The organism is Bacillus sp. NTK071 (assembly GCF_017303315.1).
Taxonomy (GTDB): domain Bacteria; phylum Bacillota; class Bacilli; order Bacillales; family Guptibacillaceae; genus Guptibacillus.
In genome coordinates this window covers 432,370-454,536 of sequence record NZ_JAFKOI010000001.1, presented here as the reverse complement: position 1 = coordinate 454,536, position 22,167 = coordinate 432,370, and the positions used below count along the sequence as shown (strand labels likewise).

Sequence of the window (22,167 nt, the reverse complement as noted above, 5' to 3'; positions counted from 1 at the left end):
ACCAATACTTTTAGAAGTTATCAACAACCTTTAATTTGGATCTTTTCCTTTCAATACGTGATTAGAAGGTCATTTCGACGATAGCTTTTAAATTATGCTACAATGATGTTTAACCCACCCTTAATAGAGGGCCATAACCCCCACTCCAAAATGAAAGTTAAGGAGGTTTTGCGGGGATAACAGCTCGTAACGGTATATGAGAGCTTGAAGAAAGGAAGACACCCCTATGGAACACTTATTAAATCCCAAAGTGAAATCAATAGAAATTTCAGGTATACGGACTTTTTTCAACATGGTCTCAAATTATGAGAATATGATTTCTCTGACAATTGGCCAACCAGATTTCGAAACACCTAACCATATTAAAGAAGCTGCAAAATCAGCAGTTGATGATAATCGAACAACGTATACACATAATGCCGGCATACTTGACTTACGAAAAGCAGCAGCAAACTTTCTCCAATCAAAATATAATCTAACCTATCGAGCAGAGGATGAAGTTATTACAACGACCGGCGCAAGTCAGGCTATCGACGTGACACTTCGGACTATTTTAACTGAAGGATCTGAAGTCATTCTTCCCGGACCTGTTTATCCTGGTTACGAACCTATTATCACGCTTTCAGGCGCAACACCAGTTCACGTTGATACAACTCAACACGAATTTAAAATGACACGTTCATTAATTGAAGAAGCTCTAACTGAGAGAACAAAGTGTATTATTCTTCCGTCACCATCTAACCCCACTGGCGTTGCATTGTCTGAAGAAGAACTATCGGATATTGCAGATCTTTTAAGAGATAAGGAGATTTTTGTTCTATCTGACGAAATATATTCTGAACTCAATTTCTCGGGTAACCACGCCTCAATTGCTCAATTTGACAGAATGAGAGAGAAAACGATCGTGATTAACGGGCTTTCAAAATCTCATGCAATGACAGGCTGGCGAGTTGGTTTCCTTTTCGCTCCAGAGAAAATTTGCAAACATATTCTAAAAGTTCATCAATACAATGTTTCCTGTGCTTCTTCGATTTCTCAGTATGCTGCTCTCGAAGCGCTGCAAAACGGACTTGAAGATCCAGTAGAGATGAGAAAAGAATATGAGGTTCGAATGAATTACGTTTATAACCGACTCGTTGAGATGGGGCTATCTCCAATTAAACCTGACGGTGCATTTTACATTCTTCCTTCCATTAAGCAATTTGGTTTATCGTCATTTGACTTTGCCATGAAGCTCGCGAAAGAAGGGAATCTTGCAGTTGTTCCAGGTAGTGCTTTTTCTGACTGTGGAGAAGGTTATGTAAGAATTTCATTTGCTTACAAGCTCGATGTATTAAGGGAAGGTATGGATCGATTAGAAAGATTTATAAAGACTCTTTAATTTACAGAAAAAAGCCATCCTGGACGATCATGTCCAGGATGGCTTTTCTCATTATAAAGTTACAACTTGGTTATCTTTGTATGAAATCCAATCACTATAACTACCTGGATAAAGCTTGGCATGAACACCAGCTTCTTGGAAAGCAAGTATGTTGACACACGCAGTTACTCCGGAGCCACAGTATATGATTGGCTCTTGACCGCTTTCTATCTCCCCTACTCTCTCGAAAGGCTCTTTCCATTTTTGCTTTTCTGTAAGGTTATCTTTCCAAAAATAATTCACTGCATGAGGGATATGTCCTGCTCTCGCATCAATTGGCTCTTCTTTGCCTGCGTATCGTGCAGGTGCACGTGAGTCGACAATTGTGCGACCATCTACCTGTGCCTGTTTCACATCATTCATTGACACAATCATGGAACTATCTAAACTGATGGGATAATGGGACGCACGGACAGAAGGTAGCTTCGATTCGGTTTTTAACCCCTCCCCTCTCCATGCTTCAATCCCACCATTTAGAACAGCACGTTGTTTATGGCCCGCAAAGCCTAGCAAAAACCAGAGCCTTGCAGCCATCGCACTGTGCTGATTGTCGTAAGCAATCACTTTTGAATCTTGTTCAATTCCAAGACGTTCAATCAACCGTTGTAATTGCTCTTGATCAGGTAGAGGGTGTCTTCCACCGTGTTCCCCAATCTCTCCTGATAAATCCTTTTCTAAATCTGCATAAACAGCACCTGGTATGTGCCCATTTAAATAAGATTCATACCCAGTGGAAGAATTTCCAAGATCGAACTGGCAGTCTACGACGACTAAATTTTCATCAAGTAAGTGGTCAGAAAGCCACTCAACTGTAACGAGATTTTTCATTGGTCTATTCCCCCAATAAATTCGTTTTAATTTGCTCAACCTGTTGTTCTTTTTCTTCTAATACTTCTTTATTAATTGTGCTTGTGAGCATGTAAGACGAAGATTCGACGTGATTTGTAATATGGGCATCAACCTGGTCTTTCATCTGCCACACCATCTGTTCATAATAATGGATAGCACTGTCTTGGAGAACTTGCTGTTCAGTCTTTAAATAATCATTAACAGGTTGGTTGAACAAGTCTTTTAAGTCATCATGTAATTGACTTCTACCATTTTGTTCAAAAAACTGTTTCTGCGATTTAAATACCGATCGTGCTTTTTTTTGTATATCATCTATCTGAAGCCATGAAGATAGGGACTCTGCAAATGCAGGTGTTTCCATGTCTTTATATCCCTCTCCTGAATAACGAAATTCAGATAGTTTGTAACTGATGATCATTTGAATGTCTTTCTCATTCTTTTGAAGCTCTCTTTTAATAAACCGATCGATCCGGAGTGAAGCAGCTCTTAATTCTTGAAGAATATCTTGTTCAATGTCCTCTAAAAGACTAGACGAAGCATTAATCAAATCTTCACGACTACTCACAACGGAAGGATTAAACGCTTCTTTAAAGAAATCATTGAAACGATAAAACAGACGTTGCGGAATATAATGAACAAGCTCAGTCAATTCCTGTTGAATCGATTTTTGCGACGATGTTATTGCATAATTAGAAAGTTCCTTTTTAGCTTCCACAGCTCGTACTTTAATTCGTTGTAACTGCTTTTCTTTGTCACTTGAATCCAGTTCATAATTTAATAGCCATTGCTCAATTAACTGCTGAACACGATTAATTTCATACAAGTTGGCTTCAACCGCCAATTTCGAAAGATCAGAACGGATAAATTGATAAAAACGTGCCTCGAAGTCTTCAACTCCACCCTTTTTCTTCAATTTATCAGGTAATCCATCTAGAAATCTTCTTTCTTCCTGATTGAGATTATGTTGCCCTTCAAGCATGCCTGCAAGACTTGAGACAGGATAAAGGGACGGTTGACGTATCCCATATTGCTGAAGCTGGTGTGTCACATGATCAAGGACAACTTGTAATTCTTCTTCATCCTCTGCAAGGTCTGCAGCATTTAATAGGAAGAACATTTTATCTAATTCAAATACATCTTTGACACGACCAAGCTGAATGAGAAATTCTCGATCTGCTTTAGAAAATGCATGGTTATAGTACGTTACATATAGAATAGCATCGGCAGACTTCATATACTGGAAAGCAACGCCAGTATGACGTGCATTTATTGAATCTGCTCCAGGCGTGTCAACAAGCGTGATGCCTTCTGTTGTAAGCGGACAGTCATAAAACAATGAGATTGAAGATATAAATCCAGCCTTTGACTCATTCACAACCATATCTTTATATTCTTCTAAAGATACTTCTCGTTCATTTCCAAGATATTCGATTTCCGACTCACCTTCAAGCACTGCTCTCAAGAAGAGCGCATGGGGCTTCGTATCAGCGGATTCTCGTTTGAAAATCTTTCCTGTAGCAATTATTTGCAAACTATCTTGTATCGAAAAGGCTTGCTCACCAAAATAGGAAAGAGAATGTTTTAAGTCTTCAAGAAGTTCTTCTTCTGTTTTGTAATAAATTATAGCTGTTTTGTGTGGATGCTGATTTGAAACTGGACAGATTCGATTAAGTGTAGCTGTTGTTGGATTTGGAGATGACGGTAGAATTGTTTCCCCAATCAGAGCATTTGCAAATGATGATTTCCCTGCACTAAAAGCACCAAATAAAGCAACAGTATAGGATTTATCTTTCATTTTTGCTGCCTTATTTATCAAAGTGGATTTGGTTTGTTCGAATCCTGGTAAATCATCTAGCTGACTAGCAATGTCGTAAAGAGCAAGAGCCGTTTCTTCAGTAGATGGTAAACGATCCGATAATTCTTCTCTTTGAATTTGTTTCTTCTTCGAAGTTGGCTGGTTTCTCTTTCGTACGTGGTTCTCATCAACCGGTTCAATAATAACAACCTCTTCATCACCTGATTTTAACCACTGCTTTATTCTTTCAGCTGCGTGGGTAGCATCCTCATCATGGTCACCGCTCATAATTGACCAGAGGTCCTCATATTTACGATTTGCAATTTTTACTCTCGCTAAATAAGTAGCTGCCGCTTTTTCTCCTACCATTTCTTTAAATGACGCTTCTGCTTTAGTTGCAGTTTGTTCATGATCCTTTTTCACTTGTTTAAGAAGATCATCCTTCACACGTTCTGCTTGCTGTTTCATCTGCGATTTAAGGAGGTTTGCAATATTTTCAGTATAGTGCAAGACAGCCTCTCCTGATGCACCAGTACCTTTATTTGCCTCTTCCTGAATCACACTGAAATCAGCAATTAGTGGCTCTTCATATAAATCTACTTGCTCCACCTTTGCTGTCTCAACAAGCTGTTGCAACAGCTGATGAAAATGCCATTCAAGCTGTGATTTAACCTGCTCTTGTAAGCCATCAATAAATGCCTGGTACCGAGCATTTCTTTCTTGCTCTGTTTTCTTTTCTCGGAAAATAAAACCTACCTTAAATCCTGGTTGGAGGGACTCAAGATACGCTCTACCAGCTTCACGAACTTCGTAAGGCATTAAGTTCGCGCTCTTGATAATTTTTGATGATTCCACTTGAAACTCTTCCTCAACTAAATCGATTCGTTCATTCGAATTTGAAAGTGTATGTTGCATAACGTTAAACGCTTCATTCACGTCATCATCTTCCACTTGAACTGCTGTTACATCTGCGAGCAGCTCAACAGCTGCATCGTATACGCGTTTTACTTTCTCTTCCGTTGTTTTATCAGATAGCCCTTCGATATAAGACTTCAATTGGTTAAACTGATTGTGAGGATGCTCAAGATCTCTTAATGAGATAAAAAAGAATGATTCGAGAGAAATACCCCACGTCTCAAATGATTCAACAACCGAACGCTGAAATGATTTAAAGGATAGTTCTGATTCTTTATGTTTGTCGATTTGATTTACGATTAGAATGACTTTCTTATTCTGCCGATAGAGCTCACGAATAAATTGGTAGTTCACTTCAGCTTGAACATGATTGTAATCCATAACATAGAAGACAACATCCGCTAAATACATAGATGACTCGGTTGATAAGCGATGCGCTTCATCTGTTGAATCAATTCCTGGAGTGTCTATTAAGATAACATCTTGATTGAGCATGGAAGGTGAAGAAAGTTCGACGCGTTCCACTTCTTCCCCATTCAAGCAATACCCTTTAACTACTTCAATATCATAAGGTGCTTGAAACACCATTTTCTTCCCATTCAAAAAATGTACAGAAGCACCGGGTTCACCTGAACGAACTCGAACGGTGTTGGCACTTGCTGGAATTGGACTAGACGGCAGTAGTTTCGTATCAAATAAAGCATTGATTAACGATGATTTGCCTGCCGAAAAATGCCCCGAAAATAGAAAGTGTTGCTCTCCAGTCATTAGCTTATGAATAAGCTGTTTTACTTTTGTAGCTTCAGGCGTGTCAATCTCTCGCTCAATTAGCGCAAGACGTTCGAGTAAAACGTCCTCTTTAAGTCTTGTATGCAACTTGGAATCATGCTTCATGTTATACCGCTGCCTTTCGTTAATAGTGTCTATCTTAGAATAACGCTTTCAAACGATTTTTCCCAGTCCTGATTTATAAAAAAAGACTTATTTGAATGTTATCTCAATAGTCCTATGTTTTCCTATCCATATTCAACAAAAAAAGCCGGGCAATAGCCCGACTTAAGTGTATACTTATTTATTTCCTTTGTCGTTAAACTTACGACGCTTGTTACCACTGCCACTGCTGTTACGGTCGCCACGGTATCCGCCACCGCTTCCACCTTTACGGCCTCCGCGATCGTTGCTACGGTTACGGTTACGATTTCCACCGCTACCACCACGATTTTGTGCTTTTTTCGCACGTAGTGGAGCAATCTCTGTAATTCTAACAGGAGTAGTATCAGGCTCTTTTGTTAGCAGCTTAAGTGCTGCAGAAAGAAGTGTTACAGAATCGTGATCATCAAGAAGCTGCTCAGCTGATGAACGGTAACCTGAATGATCCTGCTCTTCAATCGTGCTTTGAAGCTGTTGAATTGCCATTTGTTGCTGACCTTCCATTGCTTCAGCAAAACTTGGAATCGTACGCTTCTGCATTGATTTCTTCGTGATTTTCTCAATCACTTTCAAGTGATCATACTCACGTGGAGTGATGAACGTTGAAGCAAGACCTGATTTACCAGCACGGCCTGTACGACCGATTCTGTGAACATAGCTTTCAGGATCTTGAGGAATGTCAAAGTTATAAACGTGAGTAACACCGCTAATATCAAGACCACGAGCTGCAACGTCTGTTGCTACCATGATGTCGATTGTGCTGTCTTTAAACTGCTTAATAACCTGGTCACGTTTACCCTGTGGTAGATCACCGTGAATTCCTTCAGCCATATAGCCGCGCTTCTTAAGTCCTTCAGATACTTCATCAACGCGCTTCTTTGTTCTTGCAAACACAATCGCAAGCTCAGGAGACTGAGTATCAAGAAGGCGACAAAGAATATCGAATTTCTTAGAATCACGAACTTCATAATAATGCTGTTCGATAGATGGAACAGTCATTTCTTTTGATTTCGTTCTAACTGTCTCAGGATTGCTCATGAACTTCTCAGCAAGAAGCGCAATACGTTTAGGCATTGTAGCAGAGAACAGAAGCGTTTGACGCTCATTCGGTACACCTTTAAGAATTTTCTCGATATCTTCGATGAAGCCCATGTTGAGCATTTCGTCTGCTTCGTCAAGAACAACGAATGAAACTTCTGAAAGACGGATTGTTTTACGTTCCATATGGTCAATAAGACGTCCCGGTGTAGCTACAACCAGGTGAGGTTTCTTTTTAAGTGCTTTGATTTGATGAACGATGCTCTGTCCACCGTATATAGGAAGGGCACGTACGCCTTTTGCTTGACCAATACGATTTAGTTCTTCTGCAACCTGTACAGCAAGCTCACGAGTTGGAGCAAGAATGATACCTTGTACGTGCGAAAGAGAAGTGTCGATCTTTTCAATCATTGGAATACCAAATGCAGCAGTTTTACCAGTACCCGTTTGCGCCTGGCCAATTACATCTTTACCTTCAAGCGCAATTGGAATAGTACCTGCTTGAATTGGTGTTGTTTCTTCGAAGCCCATCTGATTAACGGCTTCAATTAGTGTATTACTTAAACCTAGATCTTGAAATTTTTTCAACTTTTAAAAACTCCTTTTTACTTTTAAATGCATTAAATGCTATAGACGGGAGACAACTCTCCTGATAATGTTCAAAAAAAGCATTTCCCTAATGTTGGAAACGCTCGGAACAAGCAATTCTTCATTCACGTATAGCCAAAGTTAACAGTACCACTTTTATGATGATAATTCAACTATACTTCATAAAAAGATTTTTAGCTTACTTCTCTGCTCGAGGTATATGTAACTCAAATTCGGCTTGAAGAGAAGCTGTCACATCACCTTCTTTTCCATTTCCAATCGTTTGACCATCCACTTCAATTATAGGTCTTACTTCTTGTGTTGTACTAGAAATAAAAACTTCATCAGATTCAAGCAACTGCTGTTTCGTAAATGACTCTTCTTTTACCTGTACTCCAAGTCTTGCTGCTACTGATAATATTTTCCTTCTAGTAATGCCATCAAGAATCAAATGGTTTGCTGGATGTGTATAAAGGACGTGATTCTTAATGATGAATACATTAGTTGAGCTTCCTTCAGTAATTATTTCTCCTCTATGGAAAATCGCTTCATCAAATCCCTTTTTTGTGGCATCCTCTTTTGCTAACACATTCCCAAGTAAATTAAGACTCTTTATATCACAGCGTAACCAGCGAATATCATCAGTAAACATGGCACGTCCTGGTAACCGTGTTGGCTCTACACTATACTCTTTAGTGTATGCAACTAGAATAGGCTCAGCGTTTTCAGGGAAGGCATGATTCCTTGGAGATACTCCTCGAGTAACTTGTAAATAGAGATGGCCACTATGTACGTTGTTGGAATTCATCAGTTTCTCAATTTTTCCTTTAAGATCACTTATGCTGAAGGGAAGGATGATCTTAATTTCTCCAGCACTTCTTTCAAGTCTTTCTAGATGTGCATCCAATTCAAAAAATTCTCCATTGTAAATACGCACTACTTCATAAACGCCGTCTCCAAACTGATATCCTCTGTCTTCAATATCAATTGAAACTTGTTCTCTTGAAAGTAATTCACCATTTAATAGAATCAATTTTTTACACTCCTATCGCCTTTTTTCTCCCTCAACTTTAACATATACAAAGGATCGTCTTATATTTCTTTTTTATCTGAATAGTCTTATTTTTTACATTCTATTCCAAATTCCATTCTAGTTATTTACAAACGCCCTTCAATCCACTAGAATTTGTATTCGTAGGGTAATTTTCTAAAAATTAGGAGGGTTTTGAATGAAGAAATTATTACTTCCACTCATGTTGTTCGCACTTGTATTCGCGGCAGCTTGCAGTAACAGTGAAACCAATAACACCAATGAAGGCGCCACCAACTCTGGTAACACCGAAGAAACGACTAACAGCGAAACAGACGTTAAGAGTGCTCTTCTTGATTTCCAAATGAACCTCATTCAAACGGTTAACAAGAATGACTCACCAATCTATGCATTCGAAGCTGCAAAAGTTGCAGAAGAAAAACCTTCTGACGAAGAACTTGCTAAAATGAAATCTGAAGCAGAAGAAGCAGCAAACCAAGTTGCTGAAGATGTTCGTGGCGTAGAGGTTCCAGCTGAACTTGAAACGTACCAAAGTGACATCGAATCAGCGTTAGAAGATCTTGCAAAATCATACGAAACAAGAGCAGCTAACCTATCTGATGAAGCAGAAGCAGCGTATGAAGAATCAGATGCTCAATTTGCTTCTTTTGAAGAAAAAATGGGTACTGTATACAAAGATGCAGGTTTAACTGCACCTAGTTTTGCGGCAGATCTAGTAGATTAATAGAAAGATAGAACCGTTACGATTCTCGTAACGGTTTTTTTCATACCATGTCTTCTAGAATCCGTAAATGGTCATACCACCATCTACATAAAGAGTTTGTCCTGTCATATAATTAGATGCTTCGGATGAAAGAAACACGCTAGCACCTACAAGATCTCTGAGCTCGCCAACTCGTTTCATTGGTGTTCTTGATAGAATATCCTGAAGGTATTCTTCATTTTGCAATAGCTTATCAGTAAGCGGTGTTCTGAAATACCACGGACCAATTGCATTGACTGTTATGTTGTTCTCTGCCCATTCTAGTGCGAGATTTTTGGTCATTTGAATCATACCCGCTTTAGTTGCTGCGTACACCACACCTGTTCTAAGTGCAACGTGTCCTGCAACCGATGCGATATTAATAATTTTACCTCCGCCATTCTCCTTCATAATCTCAGCACATGCTTGAGACATAAAAAAAGCACCTTGCAGGTTTGTTTGAAAAATTCGGTTCCATTCTTCTTCTGTTACATCTTTAGCCTTTGAGCGTATGTTCATGCCAGCATTATTAATAAGAACATCGACTGTACCAGCCTCTTTCTCAATTTGTTTTACTGCATCGTTTATTTCCTCATTACTCGTAATATCAGCTTGTATAGGGTAAGCTTTTCTTCCCACGTCACGAACGAGTCCTGCCGTTTCGTTGATATCAGCTTCCGTTCTAGCAAGAATTACAACATCAGCACCTGCTTCAGCTGCCCCTACTGCAAGTGCTCTTCCGATTCCTTTACCTGCTCCAGTGACGACGACTACTTGATCAGTTAATTTAAATGATGGCAAGTAAGACAAGTTGTTTCCACTCCTTTTATATAGATCTACTAGAATACTGTTCAATAAAGAAAAGTAAATTCCTGCATAGGTTTTTGTTTACATAATAAAATTATGTACAATTAATTTAGAAAAATATGTATTTAGATTATCTCTTCATGCTACACTGAAAGAAAAAAGGGGGATTGCAGGTGCATCAGGATACACTCGGATATTCCATGCGCGAACTTCGATTGTACCTTGGACTTTCACAAGCTGAGCTTTCAGATGGCATCTGTACACAGGCATTGATTAGCCAAATTGAGAACAATGATGTATCTCCGTCCGCAGAATTACTGTATCAACTTGCATCAAGACTTGGTGTTGATATCAACTATTTCTTTCATATGAGGGAAACGCCTCGCCTGGATTACGTAAATGAAGTGATTCGTCAGGTAAGGCGACACATTAAAAGACGTGAATATTTAGAAGTAGAAGAAATACTAGATTCAGAAGAGTCGAACCCCCTTTTCAGACCCGTGAAAAATCAACAATTCTATCTGTGGCATAAGGGCATTTGCATGTACTACCTTCACAAGGAAGCAGAAACTGCTCTTCAACTTTTGGATGCTGCACTCCACTATACAACAACAACACCTAAGAATTACTCTGAACGGGAAATTGAAATTCTCATTAGTATGGCCATTCTATATAGTGAAGACAAGGATTGGGATCGTGCGCTGCCATTATTTCATAAAGCCCTCTATCATGTTCGCTTCTTTCCTATTATTAATGATGCGACAATTGAAATTAGACTTTATTATAATTACGCGAAGGCTCTTTCCACCTCCCGTAACTATGAGAAAGCACTTTCGATTGCGAGAGAGGGATTTCTGCTCTGTCGCGATAAACAGCGTCTTTATTTATTCGGTGAATTAAGCTACCAGTGTGGGAAGCTAAACTTTTTACTAGGAAACCAGGAGCTTGCTTCTGAATACCTCGCCACTGCCTCTACTATTTTTAAACTAGATCAAAATGAAGCATTCAAAGGGCACGTAGACGACTATGCGAAGAAGATCGGAATGCTACCCCATAATTCATAAATTACTTTTGCTTTGTTTTCTCAATTAAGATGACGATAAAATTAAAGAGAGACACGAAGAAAAGTCCTGCAGTGATAAACAATGTGAGTTCTTCCATTGCATGTCCTCCTTTCAAGAGATTCAAGGACTATTCATTCTAATTTGCAAGTATTGAAGTGATGTAAGCAAGTTCAAAACCCCTTTTCTTTCTTTAATGGCAGTAAGGAAGATCTTCGTCACTGATTATATAATTAGATACTTGTGCCATTTCTTGCGAGTCTATAGGCACTACCGCATAACTACTGAAAACGACAAGAGAAAGCAAAAGCAAAGCTGTCCACTTTTTCAAATTATCCCCCTCCTTTGTTACATTTATATTACAATGGATCCAATATTTATGCGTTGGCTTTATATGGGCAACTGATCAACCAAAAAAGCTTCGTTCAACTTGAACGAAGCTTTTACATCCTTATAGATAAACATACTTATATTGTATGGCGATTCAATTCTTGAATCACATTGTTAACAGAAGCCTGGTAACGCTCACGACTCCATGAATTATACGAAGGGTGCGGTACGTCTTCAACAACTGTCCACTTCTCACTTGACACATTTGCAAGCTTAAAGAACTTTTGTGCAAATCGGCCACATGGTACGATTGTCAATTCTCGATCAACTAGAGCAATCAAACGTTCTCGAAACTTATTTAAAATAAAGTTCTGAATGTCATTTAGGTTGTCATCTTTAAATTGACTCTTCTGATTTGATGTTCGAATGGTTTCCAGATGATCTAGGAAACCATTGCATTTATTAATATCCTGTTTTTCGTATGGACGCTTTTGCATAGGTATGTTGCAAACGTTCAAAAGTCCAACAACATCCAGGGAAGGTCTATCCTTGCTTTCTTCCAACTGTTTTTGTAGAAGAAGACCGAGAGGCTTACCATATTCTTCTCCAAATAACTTTTTTGACATTGTCGCGCCAGAGGGGCCAGCTACTGGCACACCATTTTTCACTTCAGCAACATGCGGAGATTCCAAAATGAAGATTAATTTTGTTTTAGGAGTTGTCACACCTTTTACTTCATATCGGTCCGCTAGCGTATTGTATAGCTCTTCGTAATTTAAAGACTCTTCCATACTCATTCCCTACCTTTAACGATATACTGCTCTGTCACTTATGATTATTATTTTAATGGATTCGATTTCTCTTATTCTATCTATCGATTACTCAAATGGAATATCTTCGACTAAGTCGTCTTGTTGAAGCCGATACTGAATCTGCCTCGCCATTAATTCATACCCCTGATCATTTGGATGAAAACCATCTTCAAAGAACAGGTTTTCATCAACTGAATGAAATAATTCGTAGATTGGCACAAATGTCGTATTATCATCTTTCTCAACGGTCTCTTGCGTCGCTCCATTCCACCGCTGTACAATTTGATCAATTTCCGTAACGGATTGAAAATTTTCTAATAATGGATTATATAGTCCAATAAACAAAATAGGCGCTTTAGAATTAATGCTTCTAATCTTATTCATTATTTGATTTAGTCGTTCAACATAGCTTGTTTGTTCTTTCTGAAAATCATCCATCTGAAGATCAAGAAAATGTTCTTTCACAACTTTCATTAAATCATTTCCGCCAATGCTCATTACTATAACATCAGCATCAGCTAATGCTTCTTCAACATTTTCTTCTTTAAGCATTTTATATAATTTAGGTGTTCTTCTACCATGGACTGCAAAGTTCTCAACTAAAACGGATGTACCTGCTTCGTTCTCTATATTTGCTGCCAGACGTCCAATGTACCCCTGACCAGTTGAATCACCACTACCTTTTGTAAGCGAGTCTCCAAGACCAACCATTGTCAAGTCAGGGTTCTTAGGAACCTCATCTTTTGTAGTGGTTGAAACTTCTTCTACTTGTTGACTTGTTACTTCAGGAGTAATCGTTGTACTTGCTGAATCTTTTTTATCTGCAATAGATGAAATGACTGTTTCATTCGGTGCTTTATTCATTACCATCATAGATGCTGCTTGCTTTATTTCATTCAGGCGCTGACTACGGTATTCCATTACTGGCTTAATGCTTAGGAGAATACTTCCAGCAAGAATGAGGAATAAAAACAGCCACGCTCTTTGTTTTTTCATTATAAAAACCTCCCCATTACACTTCCATTTATACCCTCATTTTATGAGGATTTAACGTTTAATACAAATTGAAACCTTTTCTTTTTGCAAGTTGATGCTACTTCTTTATAATAGAGGTGGTAGACTTGTACGGCAAGGAGGAATAAATAAATGAAAATGACAATTACTAAACCCGCTATGAATTGGTTTAAACGGGAAATGGAACTAACAGAAGGAGATAACCTCCGCTTTTTTGTACGAGTAGGAGGTTGCAGCACTGTACAGGATGGCTTCTCACTCGGTATGACTGTAGAAGCACCAACCGAACCCGCTCTAAGTATTCAAGAGGAGGGTATTACTTTCTTTGTTGAAGAAAAAGATATCTGGTTTTTCGAAAATCAGGATTTTACTGTGAAGTTTAGCCGCAATAAAGATGAAATTGAGTTCGTACACGGTAATTAAACGTAAAACGCGAAAGCTAACTGCTTTCGCGTTTTCTTATTATCTGTTTTCTTTCAAATTAAATCGATTTATGTGTGAGGTCAGTCCTTCTAATTGGAGGATGCGTAGCTGATTATCTCCTAGCAAATCAAAATGTGGAAATTCCTCGCGATCATGCATCCATTCTACTTTTAATCCATATTTCTCTCCCCATCTGGCAAGGGTTGCTTTATCACTGCATCCTGCTTTCGTTACTGTCTTATATTGTGGAAATCGAGGATCATACCAGAAGTGTGTTAACAGAGCTACTTCACCAGATGCTACTCTTTCTTTCCATTCTGCTAATTCTAGCTTTGATAGCCCAAATGCCATCGTTAAACTCGATCCGAAACAGGTGCTTTTTTAACTTCTTCATACGCTTTATGCCATTCCGGAAATTTTCTTCGAATGGAGATAGGACGAAATGATTCACGCTTCACACAGGTATGCATCGACTCCCCTGTTACACAGGTTTCCCCATCACCGTTCGTCACTTCATAGCCGTAGCTTACTCGAATTCCGTCATAATGTTCTACCCACGTTCTTATCATCACTTGATCACCATATCGGACTGGGCGCTTGTAGCTCGCCTTTATATCTACGACCGGTGATAAAATCCCCTCTTTCTCCATATCGGCATAACGAAATCCAAGATCATTTATTAAAGCAGTCCGTCCTAACTCAAACCACACCAGATAATTAGCATGATAAACTACACCCATCTGATCTGTTTCAGCATAACGAACCTCTATTGGAGTTGTTGCTATGTACACTAGAATTCCTCCTCTTACTGTTACATTGATTCACTACTATTTTACCATAATTACTCTTTTGGTAGACATTGTTGTTATAGCGGTTCAGTTCAACTCCAATACGATAAGTGGGTAAATCAGAAAGACTGAATGGCAAAAGGCCATCCAGTCAATTTATTTATTGATCATAGTTAGATTCATCTTTAATTTCATTTCGCATCGCTTTAATACTCTCTTCACGACGCTGGTTCTTTGCTTCAATTTGTTTCTTTTGTTCAGCACTATCGGTAAACTCTAACGATGCCTCTGCATCCCTTTTATTCTCAGTTGTGTCCTGAACCATTTGTTGTAATTTAGCTGCATTGTCTCGACGATCATCTTGGTTAGCTTTCATATCATATCCCCCCTGACCTAGAATTTGACGTACGCGATGGTACTTTCCTAGTATGTCTTATCACCAGACGGGTTATGTTTTCTTATTTAAGTTTGTAGACTTTTAGGGATCGTTCCAGACAATTTGTTTTCATAGTAAAGCATGTCTTTCCTTATTTCTGCACTACACCCATTTGAAAGGAGAATATTTTCAGCAGCTAAAAATACTTGATTTAACATTCTCATTCCCATTCGATAATCAACAACTACGTTATCTTGGATTCGATCTTCATAAGCTGATAATGCGATCAGAAGACGATACGAACATTCCAAGAGTTGAAGAGGTACTTCGTTTATTGAGCGTTCTTGCTCACCATCAAGAAACGATTGAAATTCTTGGTTGTCTTCATCACTTAGAAGGAAGAAAGTACCTGGTACATCATGTAAGTCATGATCAATATCTGAAATTGTAAGACTCATGATAGCTAATCGTGCAGCGAAGCCACCTACTATCCCAGCTGTTCCACATCCATAGGGTGGCCCAGATTCTTCTAACATTCGGTAAATCTCATTGCCAACCTTTTCATTTCTTTCCATATTCATCACCCACCTTATATGTCCATACCCTATCTTTATTAGTTAAAATCTCCTAAATGGCTTCTTCAAAAATAATCGGACTCATGTAATCAACACTTTTTTTAGAGATGTCTCTAAGATTCTGCCAGTATTCCTTGACGGTGTCGTTGTGATTTCCTTGTTCAAAGCTAATTTGTAGCCATGATAATTCCTCAAGAAGCCTTACAGAAGAACCAATCCAGATTTTCTGGCCTTCAACTTGAACCGTAAACGGTTCATCAAAACGAAACGGTAGATAAATTCCTGAATGATTTGGATGAAGAATGAGGTGCTGAAAAATTGTGCCTTTGAAGAGTCTTGCATAAATGAGGAGCACTCGATCATTTCTAGCTGCTGCTTTTTTTAACTGATGAAGTGACTGTGCTTCGCCTAACTCAAGGCTTGCGATTGTTCGATCCCAATTTAATTCCTCTCGGTAAGGCACTAAATAACCCATCTGCTGCATTTTAATTTCAAGTTCTTTAATCAGAAGATCTTCTTTAGTCCCTTCTTCCACTCCGTTCTTTGAAATAGGTTGAATTCTTGCTGTTATTGTCATAATTGTCCCCCCGCAAAACATTCTTATATCTAAGCCTTCGCAGTCATTTAATCTTTTGGGGCGATTTTACAGTGAATGAAAAGAACTTGTTAAAATTGAAATAAACCAGAAAGTTGGTTCCTTTCTGGCTTTGATTAGTCTATTTCCCTTTAGGGGGTGCATAGTCCGGTTCTTGATTCCCTTTCGTCTGCATCTGTTTGCCTTTGTTCCCTTCTGCCTCAGGATTTACTGAAGCAAGGTGATTTGGCTTAAAAGATTTAGGAAATCGCTTTGGATTACTCATTACTATCTCCTCCTTTACCTTTTAGGCTGTGCAAATGGAGGAGAAATATCTATCCTGTTACAAATTTTTAGCGTGTTTTTGTTCGAATTTGTCTTCAATTCGTTCGATTGCTTTCTTATCGTTCATTAGCTCAAGCTTATTCTGCATAACAAGTTCTTTGAAAGACATCTTTTTAGATTTTCTCATGTTAGTCTCCTTTCTTAAACGGACTTATTTATTGCCAGTATTCCCGATTTTCGAAAACTTATTACATATTCCGAGTTTTTTGTTTATTTATTGCTTTAAAATGAAAAAATCTCTCTGTAAACATTTTTGTTATATGAGTGAGCTAATTTCCGCTCCAATACGATAAGTGTGGGTTTTATACAAAGACTACAGGCCTTTAGAAACCAACAAAAAAGATGACCCATTTTCTGGGCCATCTTTTAACACATTTTTAGTTTGCAATTTTGTCGCGAAGGACCATTTGAAGAATTCCGCCATGACGATAGTAGTCAATTTCAACTTCACTATCAAAACGAGCTAGAACTTTAAATGTTTGCTTTTCGCCTTCAGGTGAAGTAGCTGTTACGTTAATTTCGTCTCTTGGTTTTACGTTCTCAGTAATCTCAACATCAAACGTTTCTTTACCAGTTAAGTTATACGTATCAGCAGTTTCGCCATCTCTAAATTGTAGAGGAAGCACACCCATGAGAACAAGGTTACTGCGGTGAATTCTTTCATAGCTTTCAGCGATAACAGTTTTGATTCCAAGAAGGTTTGTTCCTTTAGCAGCCCAGTCACGTGAGCTTCCCATACCGTAATCTTTACCAGCAAGAACAACAAGACCTGTTCCTTCTTCTTTGTACTTCATAGCAGCATCATAAATCGGCATAACTTCATCCGTTTTCCAGAAAGTAGTCCAGCCACCTTCTGTACCCGGTGCAATTTCGTTACGGATACGGATATTACCGAACGTACCACGCATCATCACTTCATGGTTACCACGACGAGAACCATAAGAGTTAAAATCAATTGGACGAACGCCGTTATTTTGTAGATATTGCCCTGCAGGCATATCTTTCGCAATCGCACCAGCTGGTGAAATGTGATCCGTTGTAACAGAATCGCCGAATTTCGCGACTGCTCTTAGATCTTTAAGCTCATGAATATCTTCTGGATCTTTAGATAGATTCTCGAAGAATGGAGGATTTTGAATATAAGTGGAATCGTCATCCCAGTTATATAGTTCTCCTTCACTTGTGCTTAGTTCATTCCAGCGTTTATTTTCATCAAAAACAGTTTTGTACTGACGCTTAAACATTTCTGGCGTAACAGTCTCAGCAACTGCTTGCTTAATTTCTTCTGCTGATGGCCATAAATCTTTCAAGAATACATCGTTGCCGTCTTTATCTTTACCGAATGATTCAGAGTGAAGATCAAAATCAACAGTTCCAGCTAAAGCATAAGCCACTACAAGCGGTGGTGAAGCAAGATAGTTTGCTTTCACTAGCGGATGAATGCGTCCTTCAAAGTTACGGTTACCAGATAGTACAGAAGTTACTGTAAGATCTGACTTAGCGACAGCATCTTCAATCTCTTCTTTTAGTGGACCAGAGTTACCGATACATGTTGTACAGCCGTAACCAACAAGGTGGAAACCAAGATCTCTTAGGTAAGGCATAAGGCCTGACTTATCAAGGTAGTCTGTTACAACCTTTGATCCTGGAGCAAGACTTGTTTTAACATATTCTGGTACTTTAAGTCCCTTTTCAACAGCTTTCTTCGCAAGAAGCGCTGCTCCTAGCATAACTGATGGATTCGAAGTATTCGTACAGCTTGTAATCGCAGCGATTGCAACCGCACCAGTCTTCATTGTTACTTCATTTCCATCTTTAAATTTAACAACTGCTTCTTTGTCAATTTCTTTCTTATCCATACCAAGGCCCTGGTTGCCTTGAGGGGCTGTAAGCGCTTTGTTAAACTCTTTCTTCATATCAGAAAGAAGAATTAAATCCTGTGGACGCTTAGGTCCTGCAAGACTTGGTTCTACTGTTCCAAGATCAAGTTCAACAACGCTTGAGAATTCAGGATCTTCTGATTCTGGTGTATAGAACAAGCCGTTAGCAATCGAGTATTCACGTACAAGATTGATATGCTCTTCAGAACGGCCTGTTAGGCGCATGTATTCAAGTGCTTCTTCATCAACTGGGAAGAAGCTACAAGTAGATCCTTGTTCTGGTGCCATGTTCGAAATTGTCGCACGGTCTGCAAGCGGCATGCCTGATAGACCAGGACCAAAGAATTCAACAAATTTGCCAACAACTTTTTTCTCACGAAGAAGCTGTGTTACTTTAAGAGCAAGATCAGTTGCAGTTGTTCCACTTGGAAGTTCTCCCGTAAGCTTCACACCAATTACTTCAGGTACAGGGAAATAAGATGGCTGACCAAGCATACCTGCTTCAGCTTCAATTCCACCTACACCCCAGCCAAGAACTCCAAGACCGTTGATCATTGTTGTATGAGAATCTGTTCCAAATAGTGTATCTGGATAAGCGATGTTTTCGCCATCTACAGTATTTTCTTGGACAACGTTTGCAACGTACTCAAGGTTTACCTGGTGAACGATACCTGTTGCTGGTGGAACCGCACGGTAGTTATCAAATGCACCCTGCGCCCATTTAAGGAATTTATAACGCTCCATGTTACGTTCAAATTCTTTGTTCATGTTAAATTCAAGTGCATCATCCGATGCGTATTTATCAACCTGTACAGAATGGTCAATAACGAGATCAACTGGAATCTCAGGATTGATTTTGTCAGGATCGCCACCGATATCAGCCATTGCTTTACGAAGAGATGCAAGATCAACAACAGCTGGTACACCTGTGAAATCTTGAAGAATGACTCTAGAAGGCTTAAATGGTACGTCAATATCTTTGTTCTGCTCGCTTGTTCCCCACTTTGCGAGATTTTCAATATGCTCTTCTTTAATTACTTTGCCGTCATACTGTCGTAGCACGGACTCAAGCAATATTTTAATTGTATAAGGGAGCTTGCTTACTTTAGCGATGCCTGCTTCTTCTAGCGCCTGAAGGCGATAGAAGGAATATGATTTACCATTGGCATCGAATGTTGCTTTTGAGTTATAAAGTTCATGATTTGCCATATGTAGTTCCCTCCTCCAAATTGCATAACAAAGCGAATGTCGAAAAAAACGTTTTCAACTTCCCTTTATCCATCTTAGTAAATTTTCAAACATAAGTAAATAACAAGATTGTTATTATACTTCATAAGATCTTCTTATCACCACATATAATCTTCGCTTCAGGAGAAATTAAAGGTACGGAGGTGATTAACATGGGTAAGCGAAAAGCAAACGGGGTTCGTCCAGGAATGAATGATGCCGATGCACAAGGAAACGGTGCAGGCTATGATAATGAATACGCACACGAACACATGACACAAGAACAACGACAGTACAATAAAAAGACGAAAAAACGTCAGTAGCATAAAAACCCGTCATCCCTCGATGACGGGTTTTCTATTAAAGATTATTATTCATTTCAGTTTCAATTGATTGCAAATCCTTTTGAAATTGAAGTAACTGGGCTCTCTGGTGTTCAGAGGCACTTTCGAGCGCATTTTCAATTTGCATTTTCGCTTCTCCAACCTCTTGTTGCAAATGTTTCAGATCTTTTCCATAACCACTGCTACTAACAATAATTTCTTGTTTTGCACTTATTGCCTGATCGTAACCTTGCTGAGCAGCTTGAAACGACTGTTGTTTATCCTTATTGTATGGCATAAAACCAACCTCCTTTTCTTCTACTTTCATCATAGTGTAACCAGGTATAGGCTTCCTATACGACGCGCATAAGTACCTGTGTACTGCCAATACTAACGGTTAAGGAGGGATTCACATGACAGAGAGCAATACGTTTAAAGATGCCCGTAAAAACGCTCCTAAGGGACACACCGGACAACCCGAGCCAATGAAAGGGTCCCATAAAGTGAAGAACAGAAACCACACTAGACAAAAAAATGGTGAAGGGTTTTAATGTTTCCTTTCTTAAAACACTAAAAAAGACGGCCTCACGGCCGTCTTTTATGATGCAATTTCAATTAATGCTTCCAGGATAATAACTTCTTCACTCGCCGTTACTGTTCGAAAATCCATTAAAATCCTATCTGCTTTTATTCGGGTGATGATAGGAAATGCATAACTTCTTAATTGTTCATCAAACTCATTAACACTGAAAGATTTTGAAGCAATCGATAGAATGTAGGTAGGTAGCTTGACTGCCGGCATTGTTCCCCCACCTACTTGAGAAGTCCCTTGAATGATTTCTGTTTCGTATAATGTAGTATTCGTTTGTAGCTTACCTTCAAAGTTCTCGGTACGAGTCTTAATTTCACGCTCACTCTTCGTTATATCTCTTATGGCAGGAATATCACCCGCTTCATCGAACAAATGCTGCTTAAGCGTTGCTTCAAGGGCTGCAAGTGTAAATTTATCAACTCGAAGAACTCTTGCAAGCTGATGTTTCTTTAATTGGTCGATAAGATCTTTCCTTCCAGCAATCATACCTGCCTGCGGGCCCCCAAGCAACTTATCTCCACTAAATGAAACTAGATCAGCACCCGCTTCAAGCGTTTCTTGGACAGTTGGTTCGTCTCCGATATCAGCTTTACGATAATTGAATAAAGCTCCACTACCTAAATCTTCATAAAAGATCACATTGTTTATACTAGCTATACTAGAAAGCTCAGATCTCTCCACCTCAGCTGTAAACCCTATTAAAGCAAAATTGCTACGATGTACCTTCATTAGCATTGCTGTTTCGTCGTTTATCCCTTTCTCGTAATCGGCAGGATGCGTCTTATTTGTTGTTCCAACTTCAATGAGCTTTGCACCACTTTCTTCCATAATAGAAGAAACACGAAACGATCCACCAATCTCGACTAGCTCCCCTCGCGATACGATGACTTCTTTCTCTTTGGCTAGTGCACTAAGAATAAAGAAAACAGCAGCAGCGTTGTTATTTACAACCATCGCCGCTTCTGCACCAGTCAATTTACATATCCATTCCTCTGTAATGCTATGCCTAGATCCACGTTCACCTTTTTCAAGATTGTATTCAAGCGTGGAATAGCTTCTTGCTACATTCACCATATGAGTGAGTGCTGCTTCACTTAGACGCGCTCTTCCAAGATTCGTATGAAGAACAACACCTGTCGCGTTCACAACCGGCTTAAGTTTAAGCGTACCTGATTGCTGAGACTTCACGTTAATGTTGTTTATTATTTCATTGAGGAACTCTTCTCTCGTACTAGATGACCCGTTGTATGATTCATTTAAAAGAAGGTGACGAATTTCGTTTACTTCTTGTTGAATCATTTCCGTGATTAACTCATGAGGTAGTTCCGTTCCAATTCCCTTCATCAACAGTACTTCCTGTACCTGATGAACGGGAGGCAGTTCTCTTAACAATCTCAATGTTTTCAGCTCCTAACGGCGAAAGGAAAGGCACCCTTTGCCCGGGTGCCAAAACTATGAATTCAACTTTTCCATTTCTTTAATAAACGCTTCTGGATCTGGATAGTGACCAGTTTCCAACTTGGAATGCATACGATCTCCATTAACCGTAATTTCAAAAGCACCACCTGAGCTTGGTATTAACTCAAGTGAAACAACCTGTCTTCTAAAATGGTTAAACAACGCTTCCGCGAAACTCGCGGCTTTAGGTGCGTAATTTCACTGCATGCAAAATTCAATCGTAACTTTGTACATGAAAGACCTCCATATTAAAA

Annotated in this window: 26 protein-coding genes; 6 read left to right on the top strand and 20 right to left on the bottom strand. The window is 39.1% G+C overall.

Translation table 11 applies throughout. The features are described 5' to 3' along the window. The first annotated feature begins 226 nt into the window (after window positions 1-226). Complete coding sequence (locus JI666_RS02340) at window positions 227-1,381, top strand: aminotransferase A (protein ID WP_206888565.1); 1,155 nt, start codon at window positions 227-229, stop codon at window positions 1,379-1,381. Between the two features lie 51 nt (window positions 1,382-1,432). Here JI666_RS02340 and JI666_RS02335 read toward each other — a convergent pair whose 3' ends face one another. The 4 genes from JI666_RS02335 to dat all read right to left on the bottom strand — a co-directional run bounded on the left by JI666_RS02335 (window position 1,433) and on the right by dat (window position 8,568). Continuing rightward, a complete protein-coding gene (locus JI666_RS02335) occupies window positions 1,433-2,248 on the bottom strand; it encodes a sulfurtransferase (protein ID WP_206888563.1) in 816 nt (271 codons plus the stop codon). Window positions 2,249-2,252: 4 nt separating this feature from the next. Then, a complete protein-coding gene (locus JI666_RS02330) occupies window positions 2,253-5,873 on the bottom strand; it encodes a dynamin family protein (RefSeq protein ID WP_206888561.1) in 3,621 nt (1,206 codons plus the stop codon). A gap of 174 nt (window positions 5,874-6,047) precedes the next feature. Then, window positions 6,048-7,535 carry a degradosome RNA helicase CshA gene (gene cshA / locus JI666_RS02325; RefSeq protein WP_136945437.1) on the bottom strand — a complete coding sequence of 496 codons (1,488 nt, stop codon included), beginning with the start codon at window positions 7,533-7,535 and terminating at the stop codon, window positions 6,048-6,050. 199 nt (window positions 7,536-7,734) lie between these two features. Then, window positions 7,735-8,568 carry a D-amino-acid transaminase gene (dat, locus tag JI666_RS02320; protein WP_206888559.1) on the bottom strand — a complete coding sequence of 278 codons (834 nt, stop codon included), beginning with the start codon at window positions 8,566-8,568 and terminating at the stop codon, window positions 7,735-7,737. Window positions 8,569-8,764: 196 nt separating this feature from the next. Here dat and JI666_RS02315 point away from each other — a divergent pair, with 196 nt between their 5' ends. Then, the gene (locus tag JI666_RS02315) at window positions 8,765-9,310 is read left to right on the top strand and encodes a hypothetical protein (RefSeq protein WP_206888556.1); all 546 of its coding nucleotides are present in this window, start codon (window positions 8,765-8,767) and stop codon (window positions 9,308-9,310) included. 54 nt (window positions 9,311-9,364) lie between these two features. Here the strand turns inward: JI666_RS02315 and JI666_RS02310 are convergent, their stop codons facing one another. Next, a complete protein-coding gene (locus JI666_RS02310) occupies window positions 9,365-10,138 on the bottom strand; it encodes an SDR family NAD(P)-dependent oxidoreductase (protein ID WP_206888553.1) in 774 nt (257 codons plus the stop codon). A 170-nt stretch (window positions 10,139-10,308) separates the two neighbouring features. Between JI666_RS02310 and JI666_RS02305 the strand changes: the two genes are divergently transcribed. Beyond that, the gene (locus tag JI666_RS02305; protein ID WP_206888550.1) at window positions 10,309-11,199 is read left to right on the top strand and encodes a helix-turn-helix domain-containing protein; all 891 of its coding nucleotides are present in this window, start codon (window positions 10,309-10,311) and stop codon (window positions 11,197-11,199) included. Window position 11,200: 1 nt separating this feature from the next. Here the strand turns inward: JI666_RS02305 and JI666_RS22060 are convergent, their stop codons facing one another. The 4 genes from JI666_RS22060 to JI666_RS02290 form a co-directional block, all read right to left on the bottom strand. Then, window positions 11,201-11,296 carry a putative holin-like toxin gene (locus JI666_RS22060; protein ID WP_430622278.1) on the bottom strand — a complete coding sequence of 32 codons (96 nt, stop codon included), beginning with the start codon at window positions 11,294-11,296 and terminating at the stop codon, window positions 11,201-11,203. A 93-nt stretch (window positions 11,297-11,389) separates the two neighbouring features. Beyond that, entirely contained in the window at window positions 11,390-11,527 is a 138-nt protein-coding gene (locus JI666_RS02300) for a hypothetical protein (protein WP_169525142.1), read from the bottom strand. Between the two features lie 136 nt (window positions 11,528-11,663). Then, window positions 11,664-12,317: a uracil-DNA glycosylase family protein gene (locus JI666_RS02295; RefSeq protein ID WP_206888547.1), complete on the bottom strand. Its 654-nt coding sequence runs from the start codon at window positions 12,315-12,317 to the stop codon at window positions 11,664-11,666. Between the two features lie 87 nt (window positions 12,318-12,404). Then, window positions 12,405-13,334 carry an SGNH/GDSL hydrolase family protein gene (locus JI666_RS02290; RefSeq protein WP_206888544.1) on the bottom strand — a complete coding sequence of 310 codons (930 nt, stop codon included), beginning with the start codon at window positions 13,332-13,334 and terminating at the stop codon, window positions 12,405-12,407. Window positions 13,335-13,484: 150 nt separating this feature from the next. Between JI666_RS02290 and JI666_RS02285 the strand changes: the two genes are divergently transcribed. Further along, complete coding sequence (locus JI666_RS02285) at window positions 13,485-13,775, top strand: HesB/YadR/YfhF family protein (RefSeq protein WP_206888541.1); 291 nt, start codon at window positions 13,485-13,487, stop codon at window positions 13,773-13,775. A gap of 39 nt (window positions 13,776-13,814) precedes the next feature. Here JI666_RS02285 and JI666_RS02280 read toward each other — a convergent pair whose 3' ends face one another. From JI666_RS02280 to acnA, 8 genes are all read right to left on the bottom strand, one after another. Further along, window positions 13,815-14,126 (bottom strand): hypothetical protein, encoded by a 312-nt coding sequence (locus tag JI666_RS02280; RefSeq protein WP_206888538.1) that lies wholly within the window; start codon window positions 14,124-14,126, stop codon window positions 13,815-13,817. A gap of 2 nt (window positions 14,127-14,128) precedes the next feature. Beyond that, complete coding sequence (locus JI666_RS02275; RefSeq protein WP_206888536.1) at window positions 14,129-14,566, bottom strand: acyl-CoA thioesterase; 438 nt, start codon at window positions 14,564-14,566, stop codon at window positions 14,129-14,131. A gap of 157 nt (window positions 14,567-14,723) precedes the next feature. Continuing rightward, complete coding sequence (gene tlp, locus JI666_RS02270) at window positions 14,724-14,939, bottom strand: small acid-soluble spore protein Tlp (protein WP_206888533.1); 216 nt, start codon at window positions 14,937-14,939, stop codon at window positions 14,724-14,726. A gap of 86 nt (window positions 14,940-15,025) precedes the next feature. Next, a complete protein-coding gene (locus tag JI666_RS02265; protein WP_206888531.1) occupies window positions 15,026-15,514 on the bottom strand; it encodes a hypothetical protein in 489 nt (162 codons plus the stop codon). A gap of 52 nt (window positions 15,515-15,566) precedes the next feature. After that, the gene (locus JI666_RS02260; RefSeq protein WP_206888529.1) at window positions 15,567-16,091 is read right to left on the bottom strand and encodes a putative DNA-mimic protein; all 525 of its coding nucleotides are present in this window, start codon (window positions 16,089-16,091) and stop codon (window positions 15,567-15,569) included. 139 nt (window positions 16,092-16,230) lie between these two features. Beyond that, window positions 16,231-16,374 carry a small acid-soluble spore protein N gene (sspN, locus tag JI666_RS02255; RefSeq protein ID WP_048309683.1) on the bottom strand — a complete coding sequence of 48 codons (144 nt, stop codon included), beginning with the start codon at window positions 16,372-16,374 and terminating at the stop codon, window positions 16,231-16,233. Between the two features lie 57 nt (window positions 16,375-16,431). Beyond that, window positions 16,432-16,560: an FbpB family small basic protein gene (locus JI666_RS02250; RefSeq protein ID WP_206888527.1), complete on the bottom strand. Its 129-nt coding sequence runs from the start codon at window positions 16,558-16,560 to the stop codon at window positions 16,432-16,434. Window positions 16,561-16,810: 250 nt separating this feature from the next. After that, a complete protein-coding gene (acnA, locus tag JI666_RS02245; RefSeq protein WP_206888525.1) occupies window positions 16,811-19,522 on the bottom strand; it encodes an aconitate hydratase AcnA in 2,712 nt (903 codons plus the stop codon). A gap of 191 nt (window positions 19,523-19,713) precedes the next feature. Here acnA and sspO point away from each other — a divergent pair, with 191 nt between their 5' ends. After that, window positions 19,714-19,863 carry a small acid-soluble spore protein SspO gene (sspO, locus tag JI666_RS02240; RefSeq protein WP_206888521.1) on the top strand — a complete coding sequence of 50 codons (150 nt, stop codon included), beginning with the start codon at window positions 19,714-19,716 and terminating at the stop codon, window positions 19,861-19,863. Between the two features lie 37 nt (window positions 19,864-19,900). Here the strand turns inward: sspO and JI666_RS02235 are convergent, their stop codons facing one another. After that, complete coding sequence (locus JI666_RS02235; protein WP_206888518.1) at window positions 19,901-20,161, bottom strand: hypothetical protein; 261 nt, start codon at window positions 20,159-20,161, stop codon at window positions 19,901-19,903. A gap of 115 nt (window positions 20,162-20,276) precedes the next feature. On the opposite strand from JI666_RS02235, the gene JI666_RS02230 reads away from it, so the two are divergent. Next, window positions 20,277-20,414, top strand: a complete 138-nt coding sequence (locus tag JI666_RS02230; RefSeq protein WP_084006397.1) for a small acid-soluble spore protein P — start codon at window positions 20,277-20,279, stop codon at window positions 20,412-20,414. Between the two features lie 47 nt (window positions 20,415-20,461). Here the strand turns inward: JI666_RS02230 and selA are convergent, their stop codons facing one another. Both selA and JI666_RS02220 read right to left on the bottom strand, forming a co-directional pair. Continuing rightward, window positions 20,462-21,853: an L-seryl-tRNA(Sec) selenium transferase gene (selA, locus tag JI666_RS02225; protein ID WP_206888516.1), complete on the bottom strand. Its 1,392-nt coding sequence runs from the start codon at window positions 21,851-21,853 to the stop codon at window positions 20,462-20,464. A 54-nt stretch (window positions 21,854-21,907) separates the two neighbouring features. Further along, window positions 21,908-22,147, bottom strand: coding sequence for a SelT/SelW/SelH family protein (locus tag JI666_RS02220; RefSeq protein WP_524535768.1), 240 nt, complete (start codon window positions 22,145-22,147; stop codon window positions 21,908-21,910). Window positions 22,148-22,167 lie beyond the last annotated feature (20 nt).